General features: G+C 59.4%; 21 protein-coding genes. 11 read left to right on the forward strand and 10 right to left on the reverse strand.

Features of this window, described 5'->3' with window-relative positions; genetic code table 11:
• Positions 1-39 precede the first annotated feature (39 nt).
• The 9 genes from GLP52_RS02690 to GLP52_RS02730 all read left to right on the forward strand — a co-directional run bounded on the left by GLP52_RS02690 (position 40) and on the right by GLP52_RS02730 (position 7885).
• Positions 40-939, forward strand: coding sequence for a lysophospholipid acyltransferase family protein (locus GLP52_RS02690; RefSeq protein ID WP_237271501.1), 900 nt, complete (start codon positions 40-42; stop codon positions 937-939).
• Between the two features lie 12 nt (positions 940-951).
• Positions 952-1761: a glutamate racemase gene (locus tag GLP52_RS02695; protein WP_138923077.1), complete on the forward strand. Its 810-nt coding sequence runs from the start codon at positions 952-954 to the stop codon at positions 1759-1761.
• Between the two features lie 36 nt (positions 1762-1797).
• Entirely contained in the window at positions 1798-2826 is a 1029-nt protein-coding gene (argC, locus tag GLP52_RS02700) for an N-acetyl-gamma-glutamyl-phosphate reductase (RefSeq protein ID WP_237271502.1), read from the forward strand.
• Positions 2827-2832: 6 nt separating this feature from the next.
• Positions 2833-3276 carry a cytochrome c maturation protein CcmE gene (ccmE, locus tag GLP52_RS02705; protein ID WP_237271503.1) on the forward strand — a complete coding sequence of 148 codons (444 nt, stop codon included), beginning with the start codon at positions 2833-2835 and terminating at the stop codon, positions 3274-3276.
• Between the two features lie 79 nt (positions 3277-3355).
• Positions 3356-3967: a holin-associated N-acetylmuramidase gene (locus GLP52_RS02710; RefSeq protein ID WP_237271504.1), complete on the forward strand. Its 612-nt coding sequence runs from the start codon at positions 3356-3358 to the stop codon at positions 3965-3967.
• Positions 3958-4533 (forward strand): holin family protein, encoded by a 576-nt coding sequence (locus GLP52_RS02715; RefSeq protein WP_237271505.1) that lies wholly within the window; start codon positions 3958-3960, stop codon positions 4531-4533. The genes GLP52_RS02710 and GLP52_RS02715 overlap by 10 nt, the downstream gene beginning before the upstream one ends.
• A gap of 92 nt (positions 4534-4625) precedes the next feature.
• Positions 4626-6587 (forward strand): heme lyase CcmF/NrfE family subunit, encoded by a 1962-nt coding sequence (locus GLP52_RS02720; protein WP_237272634.1) that lies wholly within the window; start codon positions 4626-4628, stop codon positions 6585-6587.
• Entirely contained in the window at positions 6584-7036 is a 453-nt protein-coding gene (locus GLP52_RS02725) for a cytochrome c-type biogenesis protein (protein ID WP_093732560.1), read from the forward strand. Before GLP52_RS02720 ends, GLP52_RS02725 begins: the two co-directional genes overlap by 4 nt.
• Before the next feature lie 72 nt (positions 7037-7108).
• Positions 7109-7885, forward strand: coding sequence for an enoyl-CoA hydratase-related protein (locus GLP52_RS02730; RefSeq protein WP_093732559.1), 777 nt, complete (start codon positions 7109-7111; stop codon positions 7883-7885).
• A 5-nt stretch (positions 7886-7890) separates the two neighbouring features.
• On the opposite strand, the gene GLP52_RS02735 is transcribed toward GLP52_RS02730, so the two are convergent.
• The 3 genes from GLP52_RS02735 to gltX form a co-directional block, all read right to left on the reverse strand.
• The gene (locus GLP52_RS02735; RefSeq protein WP_093732558.1) at positions 7891-8184 is read right to left on the reverse strand and encodes a hypothetical protein; all 294 of its coding nucleotides are present in this window, start codon (positions 8182-8184) and stop codon (positions 7891-7893) included.
• Between the two features lie 363 nt (positions 8185-8547).
• Complete coding sequence (gene gltA, locus GLP52_RS02740; protein WP_093732557.1) at positions 8548-9843, reverse strand: citrate synthase; 1296 nt, start codon at positions 9841-9843, stop codon at positions 8548-8550.
• A 114-nt stretch (positions 9844-9957) separates the two neighbouring features.
• Positions 9958-11358 carry a glutamate--tRNA ligase gene (gltX, locus tag GLP52_RS02745; RefSeq protein WP_237271506.1) on the reverse strand — a complete coding sequence of 467 codons (1401 nt, stop codon included), beginning with the start codon at positions 11356-11358 and terminating at the stop codon, positions 9958-9960.
• Between the two features lie 126 nt (positions 11359-11484).
• Here gltX and GLP52_RS02750 point away from each other — a divergent pair, with 126 nt between their 5' ends.
• A complete protein-coding gene (locus GLP52_RS02750) occupies positions 11485-13530 on the forward strand; it encodes a ComEC/Rec2 family competence protein (RefSeq protein ID WP_093732555.1) in 2046 nt (681 codons plus the stop codon).
• A 3-nt stretch (positions 13531-13533) separates the two neighbouring features.
• Here the strand turns inward: GLP52_RS02750 and lexA are convergent, their stop codons facing one another.
• From lexA to GLP52_RS02785, 7 genes are all read right to left on the reverse strand, one after another.
• On the reverse strand, positions 13534-14232 hold the full coding sequence (lexA, locus tag GLP52_RS02755) for a transcriptional repressor LexA (protein ID WP_093732554.1): 699 nt from the start codon (positions 14230-14232) through the stop codon (positions 13534-13536).
• Positions 14233-14294: 62 nt separating this feature from the next.
• Positions 14295-15467 (reverse strand): molybdopterin molybdotransferase MoeA, encoded by a 1173-nt coding sequence (locus tag GLP52_RS02760; RefSeq protein ID WP_093732553.1) that lies wholly within the window; start codon positions 15465-15467, stop codon positions 14295-14297.
• Positions 15464-15937, reverse strand: coding sequence for a cyclic pyranopterin monophosphate synthase MoaC (gene moaC / locus GLP52_RS02765; protein WP_093732552.1), 474 nt, complete (start codon positions 15935-15937; stop codon positions 15464-15466). The genes GLP52_RS02760 and moaC overlap by 4 nt, the downstream gene beginning before the upstream one ends.
• On the reverse strand, positions 15937-16761 hold the full coding sequence (trpC, locus tag GLP52_RS02770; protein ID WP_237271507.1) for an indole-3-glycerol phosphate synthase TrpC: 825 nt from the start codon (positions 16759-16761) through the stop codon (positions 15937-15939). Before trpC ends, moaC begins: the two co-directional genes overlap by 1 nt.
• Positions 16758-17426, reverse strand: coding sequence for a uracil-DNA glycosylase (locus GLP52_RS02775; protein ID WP_237271508.1), 669 nt, complete (start codon positions 17424-17426; stop codon positions 16758-16760). The genes trpC and GLP52_RS02775 overlap by 4 nt, the downstream gene beginning before the upstream one ends.
• Positions 17423-18442: an anthranilate phosphoribosyltransferase gene (gene trpD / locus GLP52_RS02780; protein WP_237271509.1), complete on the reverse strand. Its 1020-nt coding sequence runs from the start codon at positions 18440-18442 to the stop codon at positions 17423-17425. The genes GLP52_RS02775 and trpD overlap by 4 nt, the downstream gene beginning before the upstream one ends.
• Positions 18439-19020 carry an anthranilate synthase component II gene (locus tag GLP52_RS02785; RefSeq protein ID WP_093732548.1) on the reverse strand — a complete coding sequence of 194 codons (582 nt, stop codon included), beginning with the start codon at positions 19018-19020 and terminating at the stop codon, positions 18439-18441. The genes trpD and GLP52_RS02785 overlap by 4 nt, the downstream gene beginning before the upstream one ends.
• 160 nt (positions 19021-19180) lie before the next feature.
• Here GLP52_RS02785 and GLP52_RS02790 point away from each other — a divergent pair, with 160 nt between their 5' ends.
• Positions 19181-20752 (forward strand): divergent polysaccharide deacetylase family protein, encoded by a 1572-nt coding sequence (locus GLP52_RS02790; RefSeq protein WP_237271510.1) that lies wholly within the window; start codon positions 19181-19183, stop codon positions 20750-20752.
• Positions 20753-20805: the final 53 nt, after the last annotated feature.

Genomic DNA, 20805 nt, shown 5'->3' on the forward strand with positions numbered 1-20805 from the left:
GCTAGAGGGCAAGGCAAAGCCCGTGAAAAGGAACCGACCTTGACCCTCTTGCAGCCCGATCTTCGGCCTCTGACAGCGCGTGACATCAGCTATGCCTATTCCGCCAAGTCGCGGCCCGCGCGTGCCTTCATCCGGCTGATGGAGAATAGCACAGGGCGGTTGGGGCTGATGAAACGGGCCACCGGCTATGAAGACGACATGGCGCGCGGGATCGGCTTCTTTGACGTGATGGTGCAGCGCTATGGGCTGACGCTTGACGTCGTGGGCGGCAGTCTGGCGAATATCCCCGAAACGGGGCCTGTCATCGCGCTGGCGAACCATCCTTATGGTATTCTGGACGGGTTGATGCTGGGGCATATGTTGGCGCGCCGCCGGGACGGGTTCAAGATCATGGCCCATTCGGTCTTTAACCGCGCACCCGACCTGAACCGCCATCTGCTGCCGATCAGTTTTGACGAGGACAAGGCCGCGCTGGCGCTGAACCTGCGCACGCGCAAGATTGCGCTGGAGTATTTGGGGCAGGGTGGCGCGGTTGGCATCTTTCCGGGGGGCACCGTCAGCACCAGCGCACGGCCGTTTTCGCGCCCCATGGACCCGGGCTGGCGCAGCTTTACCGCCCGCATGATCGCGAAATCGGATGCCACTGTCGTGCCGATCTACTTTGACGGCCACACCAGCCGCTTGTTCCAGATTGCCAGCCATTTGCATCACACCCTACGCATGGGACTGCTGATCAAGGAATTCCGCAAACGCGTCGACACGCGCGTGCGCGTGGTCATCGGCGAACCCATCGGCAGAAACGCGCTGGACCCCATGGCAAAAGACGCAAAAGCTATGATGGATTTCCTGCGCAAAGCGACGTATGAGTTGTCACCAGACCTGGCAAAATCCTTTGATCTGGGGTTTGAATTTGAAGATCGGCATCGTGCCGACAGGTGACGGTAAGGTGTTATGGCAGTTGGTATTTTCGATTCTGGGCTTGGCGGGCTGACCGTGTGGGATGCCGTTCAGGCGCAGTTGCCCGATGTGGATTTTGTGTATTTGGCTGACAGCGCCCATGCCCCATACGGGGTGCGCAATGCTGATGACATTTACAACCTGACGACGGCGGCTACTCAGCGGTTGTTTGATGCGGGGTGCGATCTGGTGATCCTCGCTTGTAACACTGCCTCTGCGGCCGCGTTGCGCCGTATGCAAGAAGGGTGGGTGCCGTCGGGCAAGCGCGTCTTGGGTGTTTTCGTGCCTCTGATTGAGTCGATGACCGAGCGCCAGTGGGGTGATAATTCCCCCCCGCGCGAGGTCGATCTGAAACATGTGGCGCTGTTTGCGACGCCCGCGACGGTTGCCAGCCGTGCGTTCCAACGTGAACTGGCGTTTCGGGCGATTGGTGTCGATGTCGAAGCGCAGGCCTGTGGCGGTGTCGTCGATGCGATCGAAGACGGTGATTTCATCCTCGCCGAGGCCTTGGTACGCAGCCATGTTGACGCATTGAAACGCAAAATGCCTGCGCCAGAGGCCGCGATTTTGGGCTGCACGCATTATCCGCTGATGCAGGAAACCTTTCAGGATGCGCTTGGCCCCGATGTCAAAGTGTTTAGCCAAGCCAATCTGGTCGCGCATAGCCTGGGCGATTACCTGCAACGTCACCCCAATATGCTAGGCACGGGCGAGGCCGCTTTCCTGACCACGGGCGACCCCAAAAAGGTCAGCAGCCGTGCAACGCAATTCTTGCGACGACCGTTGACCTTCCAAGCGGCCTAACACGAATTTGCTAACACCTTCCAAACGGAACCCGACATGACCCATAATATCGCCATTCTTGGTGCCTCCGGCTATACCGGCGCAGAACTTATCCGGCTAATTTCCGGCCATTCCTCTATGCAGATCAAAGCCTTGGGGGCGAACTCTAAGGCGGGGCAAACAATTGCTGAGGTGTTTCCACACCTGCGCCACATGGATCTACCTGCCTTGGTGACCATTGATGAAATCGATTTTTCACAGATCGATCTGTGCTTTTGTGCGCTGCCGCATAAAACCAGCCAAGAGGTCATCGCGAACCTGCCCCAAGACCTCAAGATCGTTGACCTTTCGGCTGATTTCCGGCTGCGCGATCCTGAAGCCTATGCCAAGTGGTACGGCAATCCTCATGCCGCGCTAGACCAGCAGGAGGAGGCCGTCTATGGCCTCACCGAATTCTACCGCGAAGAAATCAAATCCGCGCGTTTGGTTGCTGGCACCGGCTGCAATGCCGCCACCGGTCAGTTCGCCCTGCGCCCCTTGATAGAAAAGGGCGTTATCGATCTGGACGATATCATACTGGACCTGAAATGCGCCGTGTCCGGTGCGGGGCGGTCGCTTAAGGAAAACCTGCTGCATGCAGAGCTGTCCGAGGGGTACCACGCCTATGCGTTGGGGGGCACGCATCGGCATTTGGGAGAATTCGATCAGGAGTTTTCAGCCATCGCAGGCCGCCCAGTCAAAGTGCAGTTCACCCCGCATCTGTTGCCGGCCAACCGCGGTATTCTTGCGACCGTCTACGTTAAAGGTGAAGCACAGAATATCCACCAGACCTTGGCCGATGCTTATGATGCCGAGCCCTTTATCGAGGTGCTTCCGTTTGGCGAGGCCCCGAGCACGCGTCATGTTCGTGGGTCGAATTTTTGCCATATCGGTGTGGTGGCTGACCGGATTGAAGGGCGCGCAATCGTGGTCGCAGCGCTTGATAATTTGACCAAGGGCTCCAGCGGGCAGGCGTTGCAAAACGCCAATCTGATGCTAGGTATTGACGAGGTCGAGGGGCTGATGATGGCTCCGCTATTTCCCTGAGGTCTCATGAAAAGTCTTAAAAAGCAGCGGCGTATACAGGTTATCGGTGTCGCGCTGGTGGCGCTTGTGCTGTCTACCGCGCTGATTGGATATGCCTTGCGTGATGGGATCAACTTTTTCCGCGCCCCCAGTCAGGTGATCGCAGAGCCGCCCGCCCCGACCGAGGTGTTTCGCATCGGCGGGCTGGTCGAAGAGGGCAGCCTTGTGCGCGGCGATGGCCTGACCATCCGCTTCTCCGTGACCGATGGCGGCGCGACGGTTCCTGTGACCTATAGCGGTGTGCTGCCCGATCTTTTTGAGGAAAATCAGGGGATGGTAGGAACGGGAAGATACATCAACGGAACGTTCGAAGCGACTGAAATCCTTGCAAAACATGATGAAAACTACATGCCAAAAGAAGTCGTGGACGCATTGAAAGAGCAAGGCGTCTACGTGGCCCCCGAGGGCTGATGCGTACGGCGATGCCGGAATTAATTAACATCTGAACAGCCATTCTTGCAGGGACAAAACTGTAAGAAGGGCCGATTTGATGCAAACTGTTGAAGAAATTGCCAAGTCCATCGTTGCGCGTGAAGGGGGCTTTGTAAATGATCCAGATGATCCGGGTGGGGCGACCAAACATGGTGTCACTATCCATACAATGCGCCGTCTGGGGCTGGATTTAAATCGCGATGGCGCGGTGAATGTTGCAGATGTTCAAGCGCTTAGCCAGGCTCAGGCGACCGAGATTTTCATCACACATTATTTCCACAAACCTAAAATCGCCCAACTGCCAGAACCGTTGCAGCCGTCTGTTTTCGATATGTACGTCAATGCGGGCGGCAATGCGGTGAAAATTCTTCAGCGATTGTTAAGAGATATGGGGTTTGATGTGGCTGTAGATGGTGCGCTTGGGCCGCAGACCTTGAGTGCGACGGGACACGCCTATGCGCAAGCGCCGGCACAGTTTGTGGACGCCTATGCTGTGGCGCGGCGCAACTATTATTTCGGGCTGGCCGATCAGCGACCGGCAAGTCGCAAATACGCCCGCACGCGGGCTGGCACGAAAGGGGGATGGATCAAACGCGCTGAGGAATTTATGTCCCCGCAGTATCATTTGAGCCCGCGTGACTTTAACGAAAGGGTCGAAGCATGGCGGTGATTGATAAGGCTTTAGGCCTCGTTTTTGGTGATGGCCGGAATGTATTGCGCGATACTGTCGAAGTATTCCGCCAGAATGCCGAAAATACCGCTGCGCGTGATGCGGCCGCGCTAGAGCAGGCGATGGTGCAGTTTGCGGCTGAGTTCAACGTCGCGCCGGTGGGACGTTTTGATCGCATTATGAACGGTGTGAATCGCCTTCCGCGACCGGCCTTAGCGCTTGGAACATTGGGATTGTTCGTCGCAGCAATGGTTGATCCGGTTTGGTTTGCCAGTCGCATGCAAGGCGTGGCGTTGGTGCCCGAACCTTTATGGTGGTTACTAGGCGCTGTGGTATCGTTTTACTTTGGCGCGCGGCATCAGGTGAAAACGCAAGAATTTCAACGCTCTATCGCGCGTACCATCGCGCAGACGCCGGCGGCAATGCGACACATCGAACACTTGAATGTGCCGCAAACTGATGAGGGCCAATTAGAGGCCGAAAACACGATCCCAGTTGTTTCAACGGTGGCCCCGGGGGAAACGGACAACGCTGCACTGGACGATTGGCGCAAGGCTGCGGCCTAAGGCGGGCCCTGCGACGCTTTGCTGCGCACACTGACGTGATTTAGGTGTGAATTCCCATGGCACGGCACCGCGCTCCGCCCTATGGTCGCAGGATGATTACAGAGCTCGGACATTTCGCCCTTATCCTCGCCTTTGGCGTCGCCATTGTTCAAATGGTGGTACCCCTTGTCGGTGCCCATAAACGCTGGCCAGGGTGGATGGCCGTAGCAGAGCCCGCCGCTGGCGCGCAGTTCGCGCTGACATTACTGGCCTTCGGCGCGCTGATGTGGGCCTTTGTAAGCTCCGATTTCTCGCTTCGGCTGGTGGTGTTAAACAGCCATTCAATGAAGCCCCTATTGTATAAAATCAGCGGCACCTGGGGCAATCACGAAGGGTCCATGTTGCTTTGGGTTCTGATTGTCGCGCTTTTCGGGGCCATGGCCGCGTGGTTCGGAGGCAATCTACCTCCAACCTTGCGCGCGCGGGTGTTGTCGGTACAGGCTGCAATTGGCGTCGCGTTTTTTGCTTTTATCCTGTTTACCTCTAACCCGTTCCTGCGTCTTGCTACACCGCCGTTTGATGGGCAGGATCTGAATCCCCTGCTACAAGATCCCGGGCTCGCGTTTCACCCGCCGTTTTTGTATCTGGGGTATGTCGGGCTTTCGATGACGTTCAGCTTTGCCGTTGCCGCGCTGATCGAGGGGCGTATCGACGCCGCGTGGGGGCGATGGGTGCGCCCGTGGACGCTTGCGGCATGGATTTTCCTGACCATCGGTATCGCGCTTGGGTCCTGGTGGGCCTATTACGAGCTTGGCTGGGGCGGGTTTTGGTTTTGGGATCCTGTTGAGAACGCAAGCTTTATGCCGTGGCTACTGGCGGCAGCACTGCTGCATTCGGCAGTCGTGGTTGAAAAGCGCGAGAGTTTGAAAAGCTGGACAATTCTTTTGGCGATTCTTGCGTTCGGCTTTTCGTTGATCGGGACGTTTATCGTGCGATCTGGCCTGCTGACCTCGGTCCACGCGTTTGCGAATGACCCTGAACGCGGCGTCTTTATCTTGATGATCATGGCATTTTTCATGGGCGGCGCGCTTGTACTCTTTGCCGCGCGCGCCCGTGCGCTAGAAGCGAAAGGCGTCTTCAGCATGGTGAGCCGCGAGTCGGCGCTGTTGGTAAATAACGTCTTATTGGCGGTCGCTTGTTTTGTGGTTTTCATCGGTACCATGTGGCCATTGCTGGCAGAAATGTTTTTCGACAGAAAATTAAGCGTTGGCCCCCCGTTCTTTAACGCGGCCTTCACACCTTTCATGGTTATGTTGGGCCTGATCCTACCGATCGGGTCTGCGATGCCGTGGAAACGTGCGGTTATTACACGCGCACTGAAACCGCTGCGGTATGTGTTTGTCTTGGCAATTGCGATCGGGGCGCTTGCCTATGCGATACAATCGGGGCGCAGCTTATTGGGGCCGCTGGGGTTGTTTTTAGGAGCCTGGATTGTGATGGGCACCATTGTCGACCTCTGGGGCCGCACCGGACGCGGTGAGAACCGTCTGCGCCGGCTTGGCCGGATGCCGCGGGCAGACTGGGGCAAGATGGTGGCCCATGCGGGGCTTGGCGTCACGATGGCAGGCGTCGCGGGCCTTACCGCGTGGTCTATGGACGATATCCGTGCGGTGCCGCTTGGTGGTTCCTATGACGTGGGGCGCTATACGGTACAGCTGGATGATGTCAAACGCAGTCAGGGGCCAAACTATGTATCGACCACCGGAAGCGTGACACTGCTCCATGACGGGGCAGAGATCGCGCAGCTACGGCCTGAGAAACGGTTCTATCCCGTGGCACAGATGCCCACGACCGAGGCTGCGATTGACTATAACCTGCTGCGCGACGTCTATGTCGTGATTGGGGATGAACAGGCCGGCGGCGGTTGGGTGGTGCGTACCTATATCAAGCCGCTGACCAACTGGATCTGGATTGGCTGCGCTTTGATGGCGCTTGGTGGGCTCCTAAGCCTTTCGGACCGTCGCTACCGTGTTGCGGCGGGGGCCGCAAAAACAAAGCAGGTACCCGCGCAATGAGGGCGCTCGTCCTCGCGCTGATGTTATTGGGTACGCCCGCCTGGGCGGTTCAACCAGACGAGGTGCTGTCTGATCCGGTGTTGGAACAACGCGCTCGGACCTTGTCCAAAGGGTTGCGCTGCCTCGTGTGCCGCAACGAAAGCATCGACGAAAGCAACGCCAGCCTCGCGCGTGATCTGCGTATCTTGCTGCGCGAGCGTTTGGTCGCAGGCGACACCGATGCAGAGGCGGTGGCCTATATCGTTGACAGATATGGCGAGTATGTGTTGCTCAACCCACCGGCGCGCGGATCAACCTGGGTGCTTTGGGCGGCGGGGCCGCTGATGCTATTGCTGGCAGGCGGGGTCGGGCTTGTCTATCTGCGCGGCCGTGCTCGGACACCGGGTGAAGAACAGGCCCCGCTGAGCGCCAATGAACAGGCACGTCTGGACGATATTCTAAAAGATTAACGCGGGGTTTCGCTGGCAGCGCGTCGTCTTATGGGTAAGGTGCAGAGGAATTGTAAATTAAGGACCCGCGCCATGGACTATCAAACCCTGACCTATGACCTCAACGACGGGCTAGCCGTGGTCACAATGAACCGCCCTGACAAGATGAATGCGCTCACGACGCAGATGCGGGCCGAGATCGAACACGCGTTTACCCAAGCCGGCAAAGACGCGCGTTGCGTCGTCATCACCGGCGCAGGCCGTGCATTTTGCACCGGTCAGGATCTGAGCGATAGCACCAGCAAGGGATCGTTGGATCTAGAGCGGACCTTGCGCGAAGAATATGGCCCGATGTTGCAGGCGATCACCAACTGCCCCGTGCCCACAATTGCGGCCGTGAATGGTCCGGCGGCTGGGGCAGGGGCGAACCTCGCACTAGCGACCGACGTGGTCTTTGCGACGGAATCATCCTATTTTCTTCAGGCTTTTACGCGCATTGGATTGATGCCAGACGCTGGCGGAACGTACACGCTGCCCCGTCAAATGGGTACCGCCAAGGCTATGGGCGCAGCCCTGTTCGCCGACAAGATTTCGGCCCGCCAGGCTGATGATTGGGGCATGATCTGGGAAGCCGTTGCCGATGCGGATTTTGACGCGCATTGGCGTGCCAAAGCAGCGCATCTGGCACAAGGTCCGACCAGCGCATATGCGGCTGCAAAAAATGCCATCCGTGCCAGCTGGGACAACACGCTTGAGGATCAGCTGTCGCTGGAGGCACAGGAGCAGGGAAAATGCGGTCAGTCGCGTGATTTTAAAGAGGGCGTGACAGCTTTCATGCAGAAGCGCCCTGCGCGCTTTGAAGGGCGGTAATTCGTCTAAACTGAGCGTTCGACCAGCAACACATCATCGGGGTTGAGGGTCGGACGCGAGGCGCTTGCTACGACGGCGACCGCTATTCCGTCTGCCAGCACGGTATGTACGCTGCCCGACACCTGTTTAACGGTGATCCTTGGCGGCATCTGACCCTTGTCATAAACCACTGCAATCTGGTCGCATTTCTGCTGAGTGTCGTGCACAAAAGACCCCTGCGGTGCCGGGTGGTGCCGTGCGGTTTTGCAGCTGAGACTGGTCGCGTTATCCCATTGTAGTCGGGGCCGAGGGTCCTTCATACGGTGGTCCTTTCCGCATAGGCGGCGCGCGCCATTTGCGCGACGGTGCGTCTGATCGGACGCCTTTGTGATGTATTAACGCTGAACTTGGGGTGATCGCGCCACTTGGTCAATGACGATCGCCGATTATGCGCGGTTTCGAAACAACGATACAAAACCGTCATATTTCAAGCGGGATGGTTTCGAAATACTGAAAAGTCTGTCGAAACAGTAGGCTTGAAAAAGGTGCTTTGATCACATCTGCCCAGATGGTGCCGCTGCGAAACGAATCTCTTTGCGTCGATCCTGTACCCTGTACCCTTGATCAAGACGCAAAACGCCCCGCCATTGAGGCGGGGCGTTTCAGATCTAACACACTGGAATTCAGCGCTTTTCAATATCGACGTAATCGCGGGGTGTCTCGCCAAGATACAGCTGACGGGGGCGACCGATTTTCAACTGAGGGTCGCTGATCTGCTCTTTCCACTGGGAAATCCAGCCAACGGTCCGTGCCAGCGCAAAGATGGGCGTGAACATCGACGTTGGGAAACCCATCGCTTCGAGGATGATACCCGAATAGAAATCGACGTTCGGGAACAGCTTTTTATCTGCAAAGTACGGATCTTCCAGCGCCTGTTTTTCCAGTTCTTTGGCAACCTGCAGGATCGGGTTGTTTTCCACGCCCAGCAGTTCCAGAACCTCGTCCGCGCTTTCTTTCATCACGGTGGCACGTGGATCGTGATTTTTGTAAACGCGGTGACCAAAGCCCATCAGGCGGAAGGGGTCGTTCTTGTCCTTGGCGCGGGCGATGAATTCAGGGATCCGGTCCGGCGTGCCGATCTCTTTCAGCATTTCCAGACAGGCTTGGTTTGCGCCGCCATGTGCGGGACCCCAAAGGCATGCGATGCCCGCTGCGATACACGCAAAGGGGTTCGCGCCCGAGGAAGACGCCAGACGCACGGTCGATGTCGATGCGTTCTGTTCATGGTCCGCGTGCAGCGTAAAGATACGGTCCATCGCGCGCGACAGGATCGGATCAACCACATAGTCTTCGGCAGGGACGGCGAAACACATGCGCAGGAAGTTACCGGCGTAATCCACATCATTGCGCGGATAGATGAACGGCTGACCGATGGTGTATTTGTAAGCCATCGCAGCAATCGTCGGCATCTTGGCAATCAAACGGATCGTCGCGACTTCGCGCTGGTGCGCATCATTGATGTCGGTGCTGTCATGATAGAAGGCAGACATCGCGCCGACGACGCCGACCATGATAGCCATTGGGTGCGCATCACGGCGGAAGCCACGGAAGAAGTTGATCATTTGCTCGTGGATCATGGTATGGTTGGTGACCAGATCTTCGAACTCTTCAAGCTGGGCTGCCGAGGGAAGCTCGCCGTACAGCAGCAGGTAGCACACCTCAAGGTAATGGGATTCGCTGGCAAGCTGGTCGATCGGATAGCCACGGTGGAGCAACACACCTTCGTCACCGTCGATAAAGGTGATCGTGCTGTCGCATGCCGCTGTCGAGGTGAAACCAGGGTCATATGTAAAAACATTCGCCTGCGAGAACAGCTTGCGGATATCCAAAACATCCGGTCCCGCCGATGGGGAATAGATCGGCAGTTCAAAGCTGTTCCCGTCGATGGTCAACGTTGCGGATTTTGTACTTTCGGCCATGAAGTCCCTTCCTATTGTGGTATCGACGCGCGTTATGCCGTCGACTGGGGTGGTACCGAGACGGTCCGCCCCTCAGTTATTTCTGTGCATATCAAGAATATGCATGCGCATATTTTAGATAGCTGCATCGTTTAAGCGGGCAAGGCTTTCGTCGCGCCCAAGTACCAGCATCATATCGAAAACTGATGGGGTTGCCGCCCGCCCGGCGAGTGCTGCGCGCAGCGGCCCCGCCAATTTGCCAAATTTGGTATCGTGAGCGGCAGCAAAGCCGTTCAGCGCCTCCTCCAGCGTTTCTCTGTCCCAAGTAACATTCTGCAACTGCGGCGTCAATTCAGTCAGCATACCACGGGATACATTGTCCAAATGCTTTATCGCCTTCTCGTCCGGTTGAATGGGGCGTTCGGCGAGGATAAATTCAGCCTTTTCAAGAAGATCTGGGAATTTCTTCGCGCGTTCTTTTAAGCAATACATGGCCCGCTCCAACCCGTTTGCTTGCGCAGTTGTAAGCGCTGGCAGCCCGGCAGCGGTCAAATAAGCCTCGATCTCGTGCCGCAATGCAGCATCATCCGCCGCGGCAATATGCTGACCACAGATGTTTTCCAGCTTTTTCAAATCGAACTGCGCGGGGCTTTTGCGGATACCGTCCAGATCGAACCAGTCCTGCGCCTGTGCGTCGGTAAAGAATTCGTCGTCGCCATGACTCCACCCCAGACGGGCGAGGTAATTGCGCATACCGGCGGCAGGAAAGCCCATGGCCTGATATTCCTGCGCACCCAAGGCACCGTGACGTTTTGACAGTTTTTTGCCATCCGCGCCGTGAATCAGCGGGATGTGGGCCCAAACCGGTACGTCCCACCCCATGGCGGTATAAATCATCATCTGACGCGCGGCATTGTTCAGGTGATCATCCCCGCGAATAACATGGGTCACGCCCATGTCGTGGTCATCAACAACAACGGCCAGCATATAGACGGGCGTACCATCGGAACGTAACAGCACCATGTCATCGAGCTGGTCGTTCCCGATCACCACGTCGCCCTGCACCGCGTCGTGGATGACCGTTTCGCCCGTCAGCGGGGCCTTGATCCGTACGACATAGGGGGCGTCGGGGTGCGTTTCGGGCGCGGCGTCACGCCAAGGTGATTGGTACAGGGTGCTGCGCCCCTCGGCCTTGGCCTGATCCCGGAACGCGGCAATTTCTTCTTGCGAGGCAAAGCACTTATAGGCCTTTCCTTCGGCAAGAAGCTGCAGCGCCACCTCGGCGTGGCGGGGGGCGTTTTCGAACTGGCTGACCACATCGCCGTCATGGTCCAGACCCAGCCACGCCATGCCCTGCAGAATCGCTTCGGTCGCTGCGGGTGTGTGGCGCTGGCGGTCGGTGTCTTCGATGCGCAGCAGGAACTTGCCGCCCCGTCCGCGCGCATAAAGCCAGCTGAACAGCGCCGTCCGCGCGCCGCCGATGTGCAAATAACCGGTAGGAGACGGGGCGAAACGGGTAACGACGGGCGTTGTCATGGGCGGAGGATCCTTTGCAGCAGAAGTTCACGGAAAACGCCCGTTCGGGGTGCCGTTTATCATTTGCTAACTCCTTTGGAGCTAGCGTTACCGACTATCTACCCAGTGCAGAGAACGGGGGCAAGTATGGGGCTGTTGTCCTATGGGACGCAGACAATGCGCGCGCAGCGCGGGCATCTGATCGGCTGGGTGCCCGTATGTCTGGCCGTGGGCATTGGGGCCTATTTCGCGCAGCGCGTAGAACCTTCGGCGTCGGTTTTGCTGTGGGGGGCTGGTGGTGCTGCACTGCTGGTGGCCCTCGCAGTATGGGCGGGCGAGGCTGCGGGGCCTGTTATTCTGGGCGCTGCGCTGGTTTTGATCGGGTTTGATCTCGCGGCGTGGCGGGCGCACGCTGTTGGCGGACCGGTGCTGGCGTGGCGCTACTATGGGCCCATCGCAGGGCGGGTGGTGGCCCTGGACCGGAGCCAGTCTGACGCGCAACGTCTGACGCTGGATCAGGTGGTTTTAGAACGCATCTCGACAAGGCGTACGCCTCTGCATGTCCGCGTGTCCTTGCACGGGGACAGAGCCTTTGATGCAGCGATCACACCGGGGTTGAGGGTGATGACCACGGGGCATCTGTCACCGCCAAGCGGACCTGTTGAGCCGGGGGGATTTGATTTCCAGCGTCACGCTTGGTTCGCACGCCTAGGGGCCGTCGGCTATAGTCGCACGCCCTTGCTGGCGGCGCGCCCTGCCACCGAGGGGCACCGGGGGCTGGCCGTGTTCCGTTTGCGGATGGCGGCGTCGGCACATATCCAAGCCGTGTTGCCCGGTGACATAGGCGGGTTCGCCACAGCGATTACGACCGGTGATCGGAGTGCGATCAGCCAAGACGCGTTGCGCGATCTGCGCGCCAGCAATCTCGCGCATCTTTTGGCAATTTCAGGGCTGCATATGGGGCTGCTGAGCGCCGTGGTGTTCGGGGCACTGCGCGCGATGTTGGCGCTGGTGCCGTGGGTCGCGCTCAGGTGGCCCACGCGCAGCATGGCAGCTGCGGGCGCGCTGATTGCGGCCAGCGGCTATCTGTTGCTGTCGGGCGGCAATGTCGCAACCGAACGTGCGTTTATCATGGTCGCCGTAGCGCTTGGTGCATTGATCATCGGGCGGCGGGCGCTGACCCTGCGCGCCGTTGCAATTGCTGCGACCATCGTCCTCGTCCTGCGCCCCGAAGCGTTGACGGGGCCGGGGTTCCAGATGTCTTTTGCTGCGACCACCGGATTGGTTGCCATCTTTGGCTGGCTGCGCAGCGCCGACGTCTCGCTCGGGCCGAAATGGTTGGCTCCTGCCTTGGCGACGGTGATTTCCTCGGCCGTGGCGGGGGCATTTACCGCGCCCATCGGGGCGGCGCATTTCAATACGATCGCGCATTTTGGGCTGATAGCGAACCTGCTGTCGGTCCCCTTGATGGGGGTCATGGTGATGCCCGCTGCCGTGGCGGCCTTGATCATGGCACCGCTGGGGCTAGAGTGGATCCCCCTTCAGGTCATGGGCGCGGGGTTGCGCTGGATTTTATTGGTCGCGCAAAGCGTTGCAGGGATCGACGGGGCACAGGGGCACGTACCAGCACCCAGCCCCTGGGTGCTGCCACTGCTGGCGTTTGGATTTTTGTGGCTGTTGCTGTGGCAGGGCTGGTTGCGGTTTGCCGGTCTGGGCGCTGTCGTTGCGGCGGGGGTGTTGTGGAACAGTGCACAGCGTCCAGCGGTGTTGATCTCGGACACTGGCAGTCTGGTGGGTGTGATGACCCCCGCAGGCCGAGCGCTCAGCAAGCCAAAAGGCGCGGGGTTCGTGGCGCTCAACTGGCTAGAGAATGACGGAGATGGTGCAGATCAGGCCCAAGCCGCAGCGCGTTGGCGCGCTCGGCCCAAGCTGGGGGGCGCAGAGGTCATTCACCTGTCAGGCAAACGCGCGCGCACTGCCTTCGGGGACTGTCAGGCCAGTCAGATCGTGGTGCTCTCGGTTATGGCTGACCCACCGCTTCGAGGCGGATGTAAGATATTTGACCCCGAAAGGCTGCGCGGCACGGGTTCGGTTGTACTAAAGATCAACAAGGGGCAGGTGACAATGCAAACGGCCCGCCAAAAGGCGGGCGCGCGATTGTGGACAGCATGGCGGTCAAAAGAAGAAAAATAACCGTTAGTAGGTGCGGATCAAACCGACCAGACGTCCCTGCACCTTGACCTTATCCGACGGCAGAACCCGCGTTTCATAGGCGGAGTTGGCGGCTTCCAATGCGACCGAACTACCATGGCGGCGGAATTTTTTGAGCGTCGCCTCGTGATCCTCGACCAACGCAACCACGATGTCGCCATCGTCCGCAACAGAGGTTTCGCGGATGATCACCACGTCACCATCATTGATACCAGCGTCGATCATTGAATCGCCTTGGACTTCAAGCGCGTAATGTTCGCCGCTGCCGCTGATCATGCCGCCTGGGACGGCGACCGATTGGGTCATGGTGCTGATCGCCTCGATCGGGACACCGGCAGCGATCCGGCCCATCATTGGCACATCAAAGGAGGGCGCGCTGACAGGTTGCGCAGCAGAGGGGGGCGGTCCGTCGGGACGGTCGCCGTCAATCACGCGCGGGGTAAAGCCGGCACCAGACATACCACCCAGAGTATCTGGCAGTTTCACAACTTCGATCGCGCGGGCGCGGTGTGCCAAGCGGCGGATGAATCCGCGTTCCTCCAGCGCTGTGATCAGCCGGTGGATGCCGGATTTGGACCGCAGATCAAGCGCTTCTTTCATCTCGTCAAAGCTGGGCGGCACGCCATCGCGTTGGACGCGCTTGTGAATAAAGGCCAGCAGATCGAGTTGTTTCTTGGTCAGCATCCGGACATTCCCCGTTTCTATTTGGGGTTTGTTCTAGAGATGTTCTTGTTTTGTGTCAACAGTCACAGGGGGATACAACCAATGGTTTCTTTGGCTTGACGTGGGCCGTCGTCGGGCGGGCGGACCATCAGCACATCGGCGCGTGACAGGATACCCAGCAACGAACTGTCTTGGTTGCTTTCGGGGTGAACCGCTCCGTCACGCACCATCGCGCGCATGTAATGCTCACGCGGTCCGTTGGCGGGTAAATCGACCCCTAGGGGCATATCAACACGGGTGGCAGGGACGGCCGGTAGCCCCAGCATTTTATGCAAGACAGGTACGACAAAGACGGTGCCGCAGACCATAGCTGATACCGGATTGCCGGGCAGGCCGATCATCGGCACATCGCGCAACCGGCCCGCCATCAGAGGTTTGCCGGGACGCATGGCGACTTTATAGAAAGACTGCTCCATCCCCATCTGCGCAGCGACAGGGGCGACCAGATCGTGATCGCCGACAGAAGCACCGCCAATGGTAATGATCAGATCGGCATCCTGCGCCATCGTAAAGGCTTGGGTCAGCGACGGCACCGTGTCGCGGGCAATCGGGATCATGCGGCACTGCGCGCCATGCTGTTCCAACAAAGCGGCCAGGCCAAAGGTATTGGAGGCGATGATCTGGTCGGGGTTCGGCACCTCACCGGGTTGCACCAGCTCGTCCCCGGTGGCGATAATCGCAACGCGTGGTTTGGCATAGACCGGCAGCGCCGCCACATTCATCGACGCCAGCAGCGCGATATCGGCGGGGCGTAGCTGGCGCGGGGTATCCATCGTGTCGCCTGCATGGAAATCCCCACCGGCGGGGCGAATATTGGTCTTGGGGCCGATGTCATGGCCCAGCATGATCAGATCGCCACGACGGGTCGTATCCTCTTGGATCACAACGAAATCAGCGCCTTCGGGGACAGGGGCACCGGTAAAGATGCGCACGGCCTGACCTGCCTTGACCACACCGTCGAACCTATGGCCCGCCGCCGCTTCGCCGATGACCTTGAACATCGCGTCGGGCTCGACCTCTGTCTGGCGCAGGGCATAGCCATCCATAGAGGAGGCTGCGAAAGGCGGCTGGGTGCGGGTGGCAATAACATCGCGTGCCAGCACTCGGCCCGCGGCCAGACGCAGCGGGACCTCTTCCACCTCGGTGGCGATGACGAGATCAAAGAGATGCGACAGGGCGTCGCTGACGGAGATCATTCTGCCTCGTACCGGCCCGATTTACCGCCGTCTTTCAGCACGACCCGCAGGCCTCCGATTTCCATGCCTTTGTCCACGGCCTTGGCCATGTCATAGACGGTCAGCGCGGTGACAGAGGCGGCGGTCAGCGCTTCCATCTCGACGCCGGTCTGTCCGGTGGTCTTGACGGTCGCTTCGATCTGGAGCCCCGGCAGTTCGGGGTCTGGTGTAAGTTCGACAGAGACTTTGGTGATGGGCAGCGGGTGACACAGAGGGATCAGGTCAGCGGTGCGCTTTGCCGCCATGATGCCAGCCAAACGGGCGACGCCCATGACGTCACCTTTCTTTGCGCGGCCTTCGGTAATGATATCAAAGGTTTCGCGCTGCATCTTAATTTGAGTTTTTGCGGTGGCGACGCGTGATGTGACGGGCTTGTCCGACACGTCGACCATATGCGCGTCGCCCTTGCCGTCAAAATGCGTAAGCGCCATTACATGCCCCCCGGACGCAACGGCGTCGCAAGCAAGTTGCGGGTTGCGAACTCTACGTTGTCTTGGCGCATCAGGCTTTCCCCGATCAGGAACACGCGCGATCCGTATTTCGCCATATCGGCCAGATCGTCGGGCGTGTTCAGCCCGCTTTCAGATACGATCATTTTTTCTACATCTACATGTTTTGAAAGCAGGCGCGTGGTATCCAGCGAAGTCTCGAAGGTTTTGAGGTTGCGGTTGTTGATCCCCATCATCCGGCTTTTGAGCACGGCAGCGCGGTCCAGCTCTGCCTTGTCATGTACCTCTATCAACGCGTCCATGCCCCATTGTGCGGCGGCGTCCTCAAGCTCGATCGCTTGGGCATCGCTGACAGAGGCCATGATGATCAAAATGCAATCGGCCCCAAGCGCGCGGGCTTCGGCGACCTGATAGGGGTCGTACATGAAATCCTTGCGTAGCACGGGCAGGGTGCAGGCCTCGCGGGCGGCGACAAGATATTCCTTGGCCCCCTGAAAGCTGGGCGTATCCGTCAGCACCGACAGGCAAGTCGCACCACCGGCGGCATAGGCAGCGGCCAGTGTAGCGGGGTCGAAATCGGCGCGGATCAACCCTTTTGACGGGCTTGCCTTTTTGACCTCGGCGATCAGCCCGTACCCCTCGCGCGAGGCGTCGAACAACGCGTCGGCAAAGGGGCGTACGGGCGAGGCGGCGCGTGCCTCTGCCTCTACGGCCTCAAGCGGTTTGGCGGCCTTGTCGGCGGCGATCTCTTCCAGCTTGTAGGCTTTGATCTTGTCTAGGATGGTGCCAGTGTTGGTATCGGTCATGATGTCTCCGGGGTTGCCCAGTTTATGGAGCCTTGGCCTTGGGCGTGCAACCAATCATTGCAGCGCGAGAACGGGCGTGACCCGAAAAACCCACGTCGTGCAGACAGCGGCGAAGGGTGCGGGGTTTCCAGCTTAAGGTTCGCTGCGCCGTCCACGTTTCGTGCTGCCTTTTGCGCATGGGCCCCCCACAGAAGATAGGCGCGGGGACGGTCCGACAGGCGGTCCAGAATTTGCTCGGTCAACAGATGCCACCCAAGCTTGGCATGGCCACCTGCATCCCCTGTCGGTACCGTCAACGTCGTGTTCAGCAGCAGCACGCCCTGATCCGCCCAAAACCGCAGGTCGGCAGTGCGCGGACAGGCCCCGAGGTCGTCGGTCATCTCTTTAAAGATGTTGGACAGCGAGCGGGGCAGTGGTTTGGTGTCGGCGTGGGCCGAAAAGGCAAAGCCATGGGCATGGCCGGGGGTGGGATAAGGGTCTTGGCCCAGGATCACCACCCGCACCGCATCGGGTTGTGTGTGTTCAAGCGCGGCAAAAATTTGCGGTTGCGGAGGTAAAATCTGGCGATCTTCAGCAGCAAGCGCAGTGGCGATCCCCGGCAGGGTATCGTCAAAGAACGCAAGATTGCGCCAAGCCCCGAGCCGCGACAGATCGAGGGTGCTCATGCGGTCTGGGTGATCCGCGCGACTTGGGTGATTTTGTCACGGGCCGCACCGCTGTCGATGCTGTGGCGTGCCATCTCAACGCCGGCTTTCAGGTTGGGTGCCGCATCCGCCACCACCAGCGCCGCTGCCGAATTAAGCAAGACCGCATCGCGGTAGGCCGAGGGGGTGCCATCTAGCAGTGCGTTGAAATCGCGAGCATTTTCTTCGGGTGTGCCACCTATGATATCTTCGAACGGATGTACGGGCAGTCCGGCGTCTTCGGGCGTGATCTCGAACTCGGAGATGGTGCCGTCTGGGTTCAGGGCTGCGACCCAGCTGGTACCCGTGATCGTCAGCTCGTCCGTCCCGTCAGAGCCATGCACAAGCCACGCTTTTTCAGAGCCAAGCGCGCCAAGTGTTTCGGCCATCGGGCGGATCAGATCGCGGCGATAAGCCCCGGTCAGCTGCCGTTTGACGCCAGCGGGGTTAGTCAGCGGACCGAGGATGTTGAATATCGTACGGGTTCCCAGCTCGGACCGTGTGGGCATGACATGGGCAATCGCGGGGTGATGCATCGGGGCCATCATGAAACCGATGCCGGCATCGCGCAGGGCAGCTTCGACGACCTTGGGCCCGACCATCACCTTGAGCCCCATCTGCGTCAGTGCATCCGCCGCACCCGATTTCGACGACAGGTTCCGGTTGCCATGTTTCGCGACAACCACGCCCGCACCCGCCACAACAAAAGCCGTCGCGGTAGAGATATTCAGCGTGCCTTTGCCATCGCCGCCGGTGCCCACGATGTCCATCGCTCCAGCAGGGGCGTTGACGGGGTGGCATTTGGCGCGCATCACATAGGCTGCGGCGGCATATTCATCCACCGTCTCGCCGCGGGTGCGCAGGGCCATCAGGAAGCCGCCGATCTGACTTGGGGTCGCTTCGCCCTCGAACAGAATCTGGAACGCGGTTTCGGCCTGATCCCGGCTCAGCGGGCCATTGGCGGCCGCATCGATCAGAGGTTTCAGAGCATCGCTCATGCGGGCACCTTTACGTTGTTCAGGAAGTTTTGCAGCATCTGGTGCCCGTGATCCGACCGGATCGATTCAGGGTGGAACTGCACGCCATGCAGGGGCAGATCGCGGTGCTGCAGCCCCATGATCGTGCCATCTTCAAGCTCTGCGGTGACCTCAAGGCAGTCGGGCAGGGTGGCGCGCTCGACGATCAGCGAATGATAGCGTGTCGCGGCAAAGGGCGACGGCAGCCCCGCAAAAACGCCCTGACCCTTGTGGTGCATCATGCCCATTTTGCCGTGCACGATCTCGCCCGCGCGCACGACCTTGCCACCAAAAGCCTGACCAAGCGTTTGATGCCCAAGGCACACGCCCAACAGCGGCGTGCTTGTTTCGGCAGCTGCAGCGGTCAGCGCCAAACAGATGCCCGCCTGATCAGGGTCGCACGGACCGGGGGACAGGATGATCCCCGACGGGTTCATCGCCATCGCGGCCTGCACGTCGATTTGATCGTTGCGGCGGATTTCAACTTCGGCCCCGAGATCACCCAGATAGTGTACCAGGTTGTAGGTGAAGCTATCGTAGTTATCGATCAAGAGCAGCATACGGTAATTCTTTGTATTGGGGCAGGGTTTAGGGCTAGAGGAACCGCGCAAAAACACGGTATAATGTCCACTAATACATGTTCAGGGTTAAGACCCATCGTCAAGGGCAGCAGGTCGGCAGAGCCGCGCGAACCGGAACAAAAACAGGAGCGATCATAATATGTCACGCGGGTTTATTGGCGGTATCCTTATTGGTGCGGTGTTCAGTGTTGGCGTGGCTGGGGTTGCTTCGTTTATGGTGCCTATCGGGCCAGCGCCGTTGCCAAACGCACCTACGCCAAGCGACGAGAGTGATCTTGATATTGTGCCCCAAGCCCCTGAGACGACGCAATTACCTCGGTCACAGATCGTTGCACCGTCCGAGGATTTGGCCGAAAGCACTGACAATGTTGTGATCGTGACAGAGCCTGATCCTGTCGCAGACCCCATGCCCGAACCGCAGAGTGAAGCGGTGCCCGAGGCGGATGAACCGGACGTTGTGGTGCTCGAGAGCGAGGCTGCCGTTGCCGAGGACGTCCAGGTCGAGACCACGCCAGATGCAGAACCGGCTGAGATCGCAGAACTCGAACGAGAGCAAACGCCTGAACCTGCACCGGCTCCGGCACCGTTGGTCGCGCTGGATATCGATGCAGCCGCGCCCGTCACTGCACCTGACGCCGCCACACCGGACATTGCGCTTGATGATCCGATCCTGCCGAATCCGATGGCGCTTGCGCCGATGGAGCCCACTGCACCGGATACGCTCGCGATTGAAACCCAGACGGCACCGCGCATCGAGGCCGATGCAGACATTGCGGCCCCCGCGACACCCACGCCGGATACCGACATTGCCACCGCGCCAAGTGCCCCAGACGCGCAGCCAACGGAAGCACCGGCTGATGTCGTTTTTGGTGCGCCTGACCAACGCACGGACGGGCGCCCGATGATTGGAACGCCAGCGGCAATTACATCGGAACGCGATACAGGCGTCACGATCAACCGCTTGCCAACCGCGCAGTCAGGTGAACAGGTCGCGCCGCAGGTCCAGGCCGCGGGTCAAGGCCCGGCGATCACCCGTTTCGGTCAGCCTTTTGCCAACCCTGACGACAAACCCCTGATGAGCGTGCTCTTGATGGATGTCGGCAGCGATCTTCAAGGCGGAGAGGTCGGCATCGCTGCGTTGCGCAGCTTTCCTTACCCTCTAAGCTTTGCGGTTGATGTCAGCCTACCGGACGCGGCAGAACGGATGAAGATCTACCGCGACGAAGGCTTCGAGGTGCTGGCGATGGTCGACCTGCCCCAAGGCGCGCAGCCCAGCGATGCCGAAACCACGCTGGCGGTGGCTTTTTCGCGATTGCCAGAGGTGATCGGTGTGCTTGAAGGGTTGGGTGCCGGCCTGCAGCCCGACCGGGCCACGGCCGATCAGGTGACGGCGATCCTCGGGCAGGGCGGCTATGGGCTGGTGACCCAGGATAAAGGGTTGAACACCATGCCGAAACTGGCCGTCAAAGAGGGGGTGCCGGCAGCACCAGTGTTCCGCGACTTTGACAGCAAGGGCCAGACGTCCACCGTGATCCGGCGCTTTCTGGATCAGGCCGCATTCAAGGCGGGCATCGAAGGGTCGGTGATCATGATGGGCCGGATGCGCCCCGAGACGATCTCGGCGTTGTTGGTCTGGGGATTGCAGGACCGTGCAAGCCAAGTGGCACTCGCCCCTGTTTCAGCCGTACTGAAAAACGCCACGCCTGAATGATCTTTCGCTAAAGCCGTCGAAACCTGCGCGGTGCGTGAGCTTCGACGTGGCCG

It is taken from the genome of Sulfitobacter sp. M22 (genome assembly GCF_021736025.1).
GTDB classification, from domain to species: domain Bacteria; phylum Pseudomonadota; class Alphaproteobacteria; order Rhodobacterales; family Rhodobacteraceae; genus Sulfitobacter; species Sulfitobacter litoralis.

Bases quoted from the DNA above. Each gene is read 5' to 3' on its own strand.
- GLP52_RS02785 (WP_093732548.1), bottom strand. From the start codon at position 19,020: ATGCTGCTCTTGATCGATAACTACGATAGCTTCACCTACAACCTGGTA.
- GLP52_RS02720 (WP_237272634.1), top strand. From the start codon at position 4,626: ATGATTACAGAGCTCGGACATTTCGCCCTTATCCTCGCCTTTGGCGTC.
- GLP52_RS02730 (WP_093732559.1), top strand. From the start codon at position 7,109: ATGGACTATCAAACCCTGACCTATGACCTCAACGACGGGCTAGCCGTG.
- GLP52_RS02725 (WP_093732560.1), top strand. From the start codon at position 6,584: ATGAGGGCGCTCGTCCTCGCGCTGATGTTATTGGGTACGCCCGCCTGG.
- gltA (WP_093732557.1), bottom strand. From the start codon at position 9,843: ATGGCCGAAAGTACAAAATCCGCAACGTTGACCATCGACGGGAACAGC.
- GLP52_RS02760 (WP_093732553.1), bottom strand. From the start codon at position 15,467: ATGATCTCCGTCAGCGACGCCCTGTCGCATCTCTTTGATCTCGTCATC.
- lexA (WP_093732554.1), bottom strand. From the start codon at position 14,232: ATGCTGACCAAGAAACAACTCGATCTGCTGGCCTTTATTCACAAGCGC.
- ccmE (WP_237271503.1), top strand. From the start codon at position 2,833: ATGAAAAGTCTTAAAAAGCAGCGGCGTATACAGGTTATCGGTGTCGCG.
- argC (WP_237271502.1), top strand. From the start codon at position 1,798: ATGACCCATAATATCGCCATTCTTGGTGCCTCCGGCTATACCGGCGCA.
- GLP52_RS02775 (WP_237271508.1), bottom strand. From the start codon at position 17,426: ATGAGCACCCTCGATCTGTCGCGGCTCGGGGCTTGGCGCAATCTTGCG.
- GLP52_RS02695 (WP_138923077.1), top strand. From the start codon at position 952: ATGGCAGTTGGTATTTTCGATTCTGGGCTTGGCGGGCTGACCGTGTGG.
- GLP52_RS02750 (WP_093732555.1), top strand. From the start codon at position 11,485: ATGGGGCTGTTGTCCTATGGGACGCAGACAATGCGCGCGCAGCGCGGG.
- GLP52_RS02735 (WP_093732558.1), bottom strand. From the start codon at position 8,184: ATGAAGGACCCTCGGCCCCGACTACAATGGGATAACGCGACCAGTCTC.
- GLP52_RS02710 (WP_237271504.1), top strand. From the start codon at position 3,356: ATGCAAACTGTTGAAGAAATTGCCAAGTCCATCGTTGCGCGTGAAGGG.
- trpD (WP_237271509.1), bottom strand. From the start codon at position 18,442: ATGAGCGATGCTCTGAAACCTCTGATCGATGCGGCCGCCAATGGCCCG.
- GLP52_RS02790 (WP_237271510.1), top strand. From the start codon at position 19,181: ATGTCACGCGGGTTTATTGGCGGTATCCTTATTGGTGCGGTGTTCAGT.
- gltX (WP_237271506.1), bottom strand. From the start codon at position 11,358: ATGACAACGCCCGTCGTTACCCGTTTCGCCCCGTCTCCTACCGGTTAT.
- trpC (WP_237271507.1), bottom strand. From the start codon at position 16,761: ATGACCGATACCAACACTGGCACCATCCTAGACAAGATCAAAGCCTAC.
- GLP52_RS02715 (WP_237271505.1), top strand. From the start codon at position 3,958: ATGGCGGTGATTGATAAGGCTTTAGGCCTCGTTTTTGGTGATGGCCGG.
- moaC (WP_093732552.1), bottom strand. From the start codon at position 15,937: ATGGCGCTTACGCATTTTGACGGCAAGGGCGACGCGCATATGGTCGAC.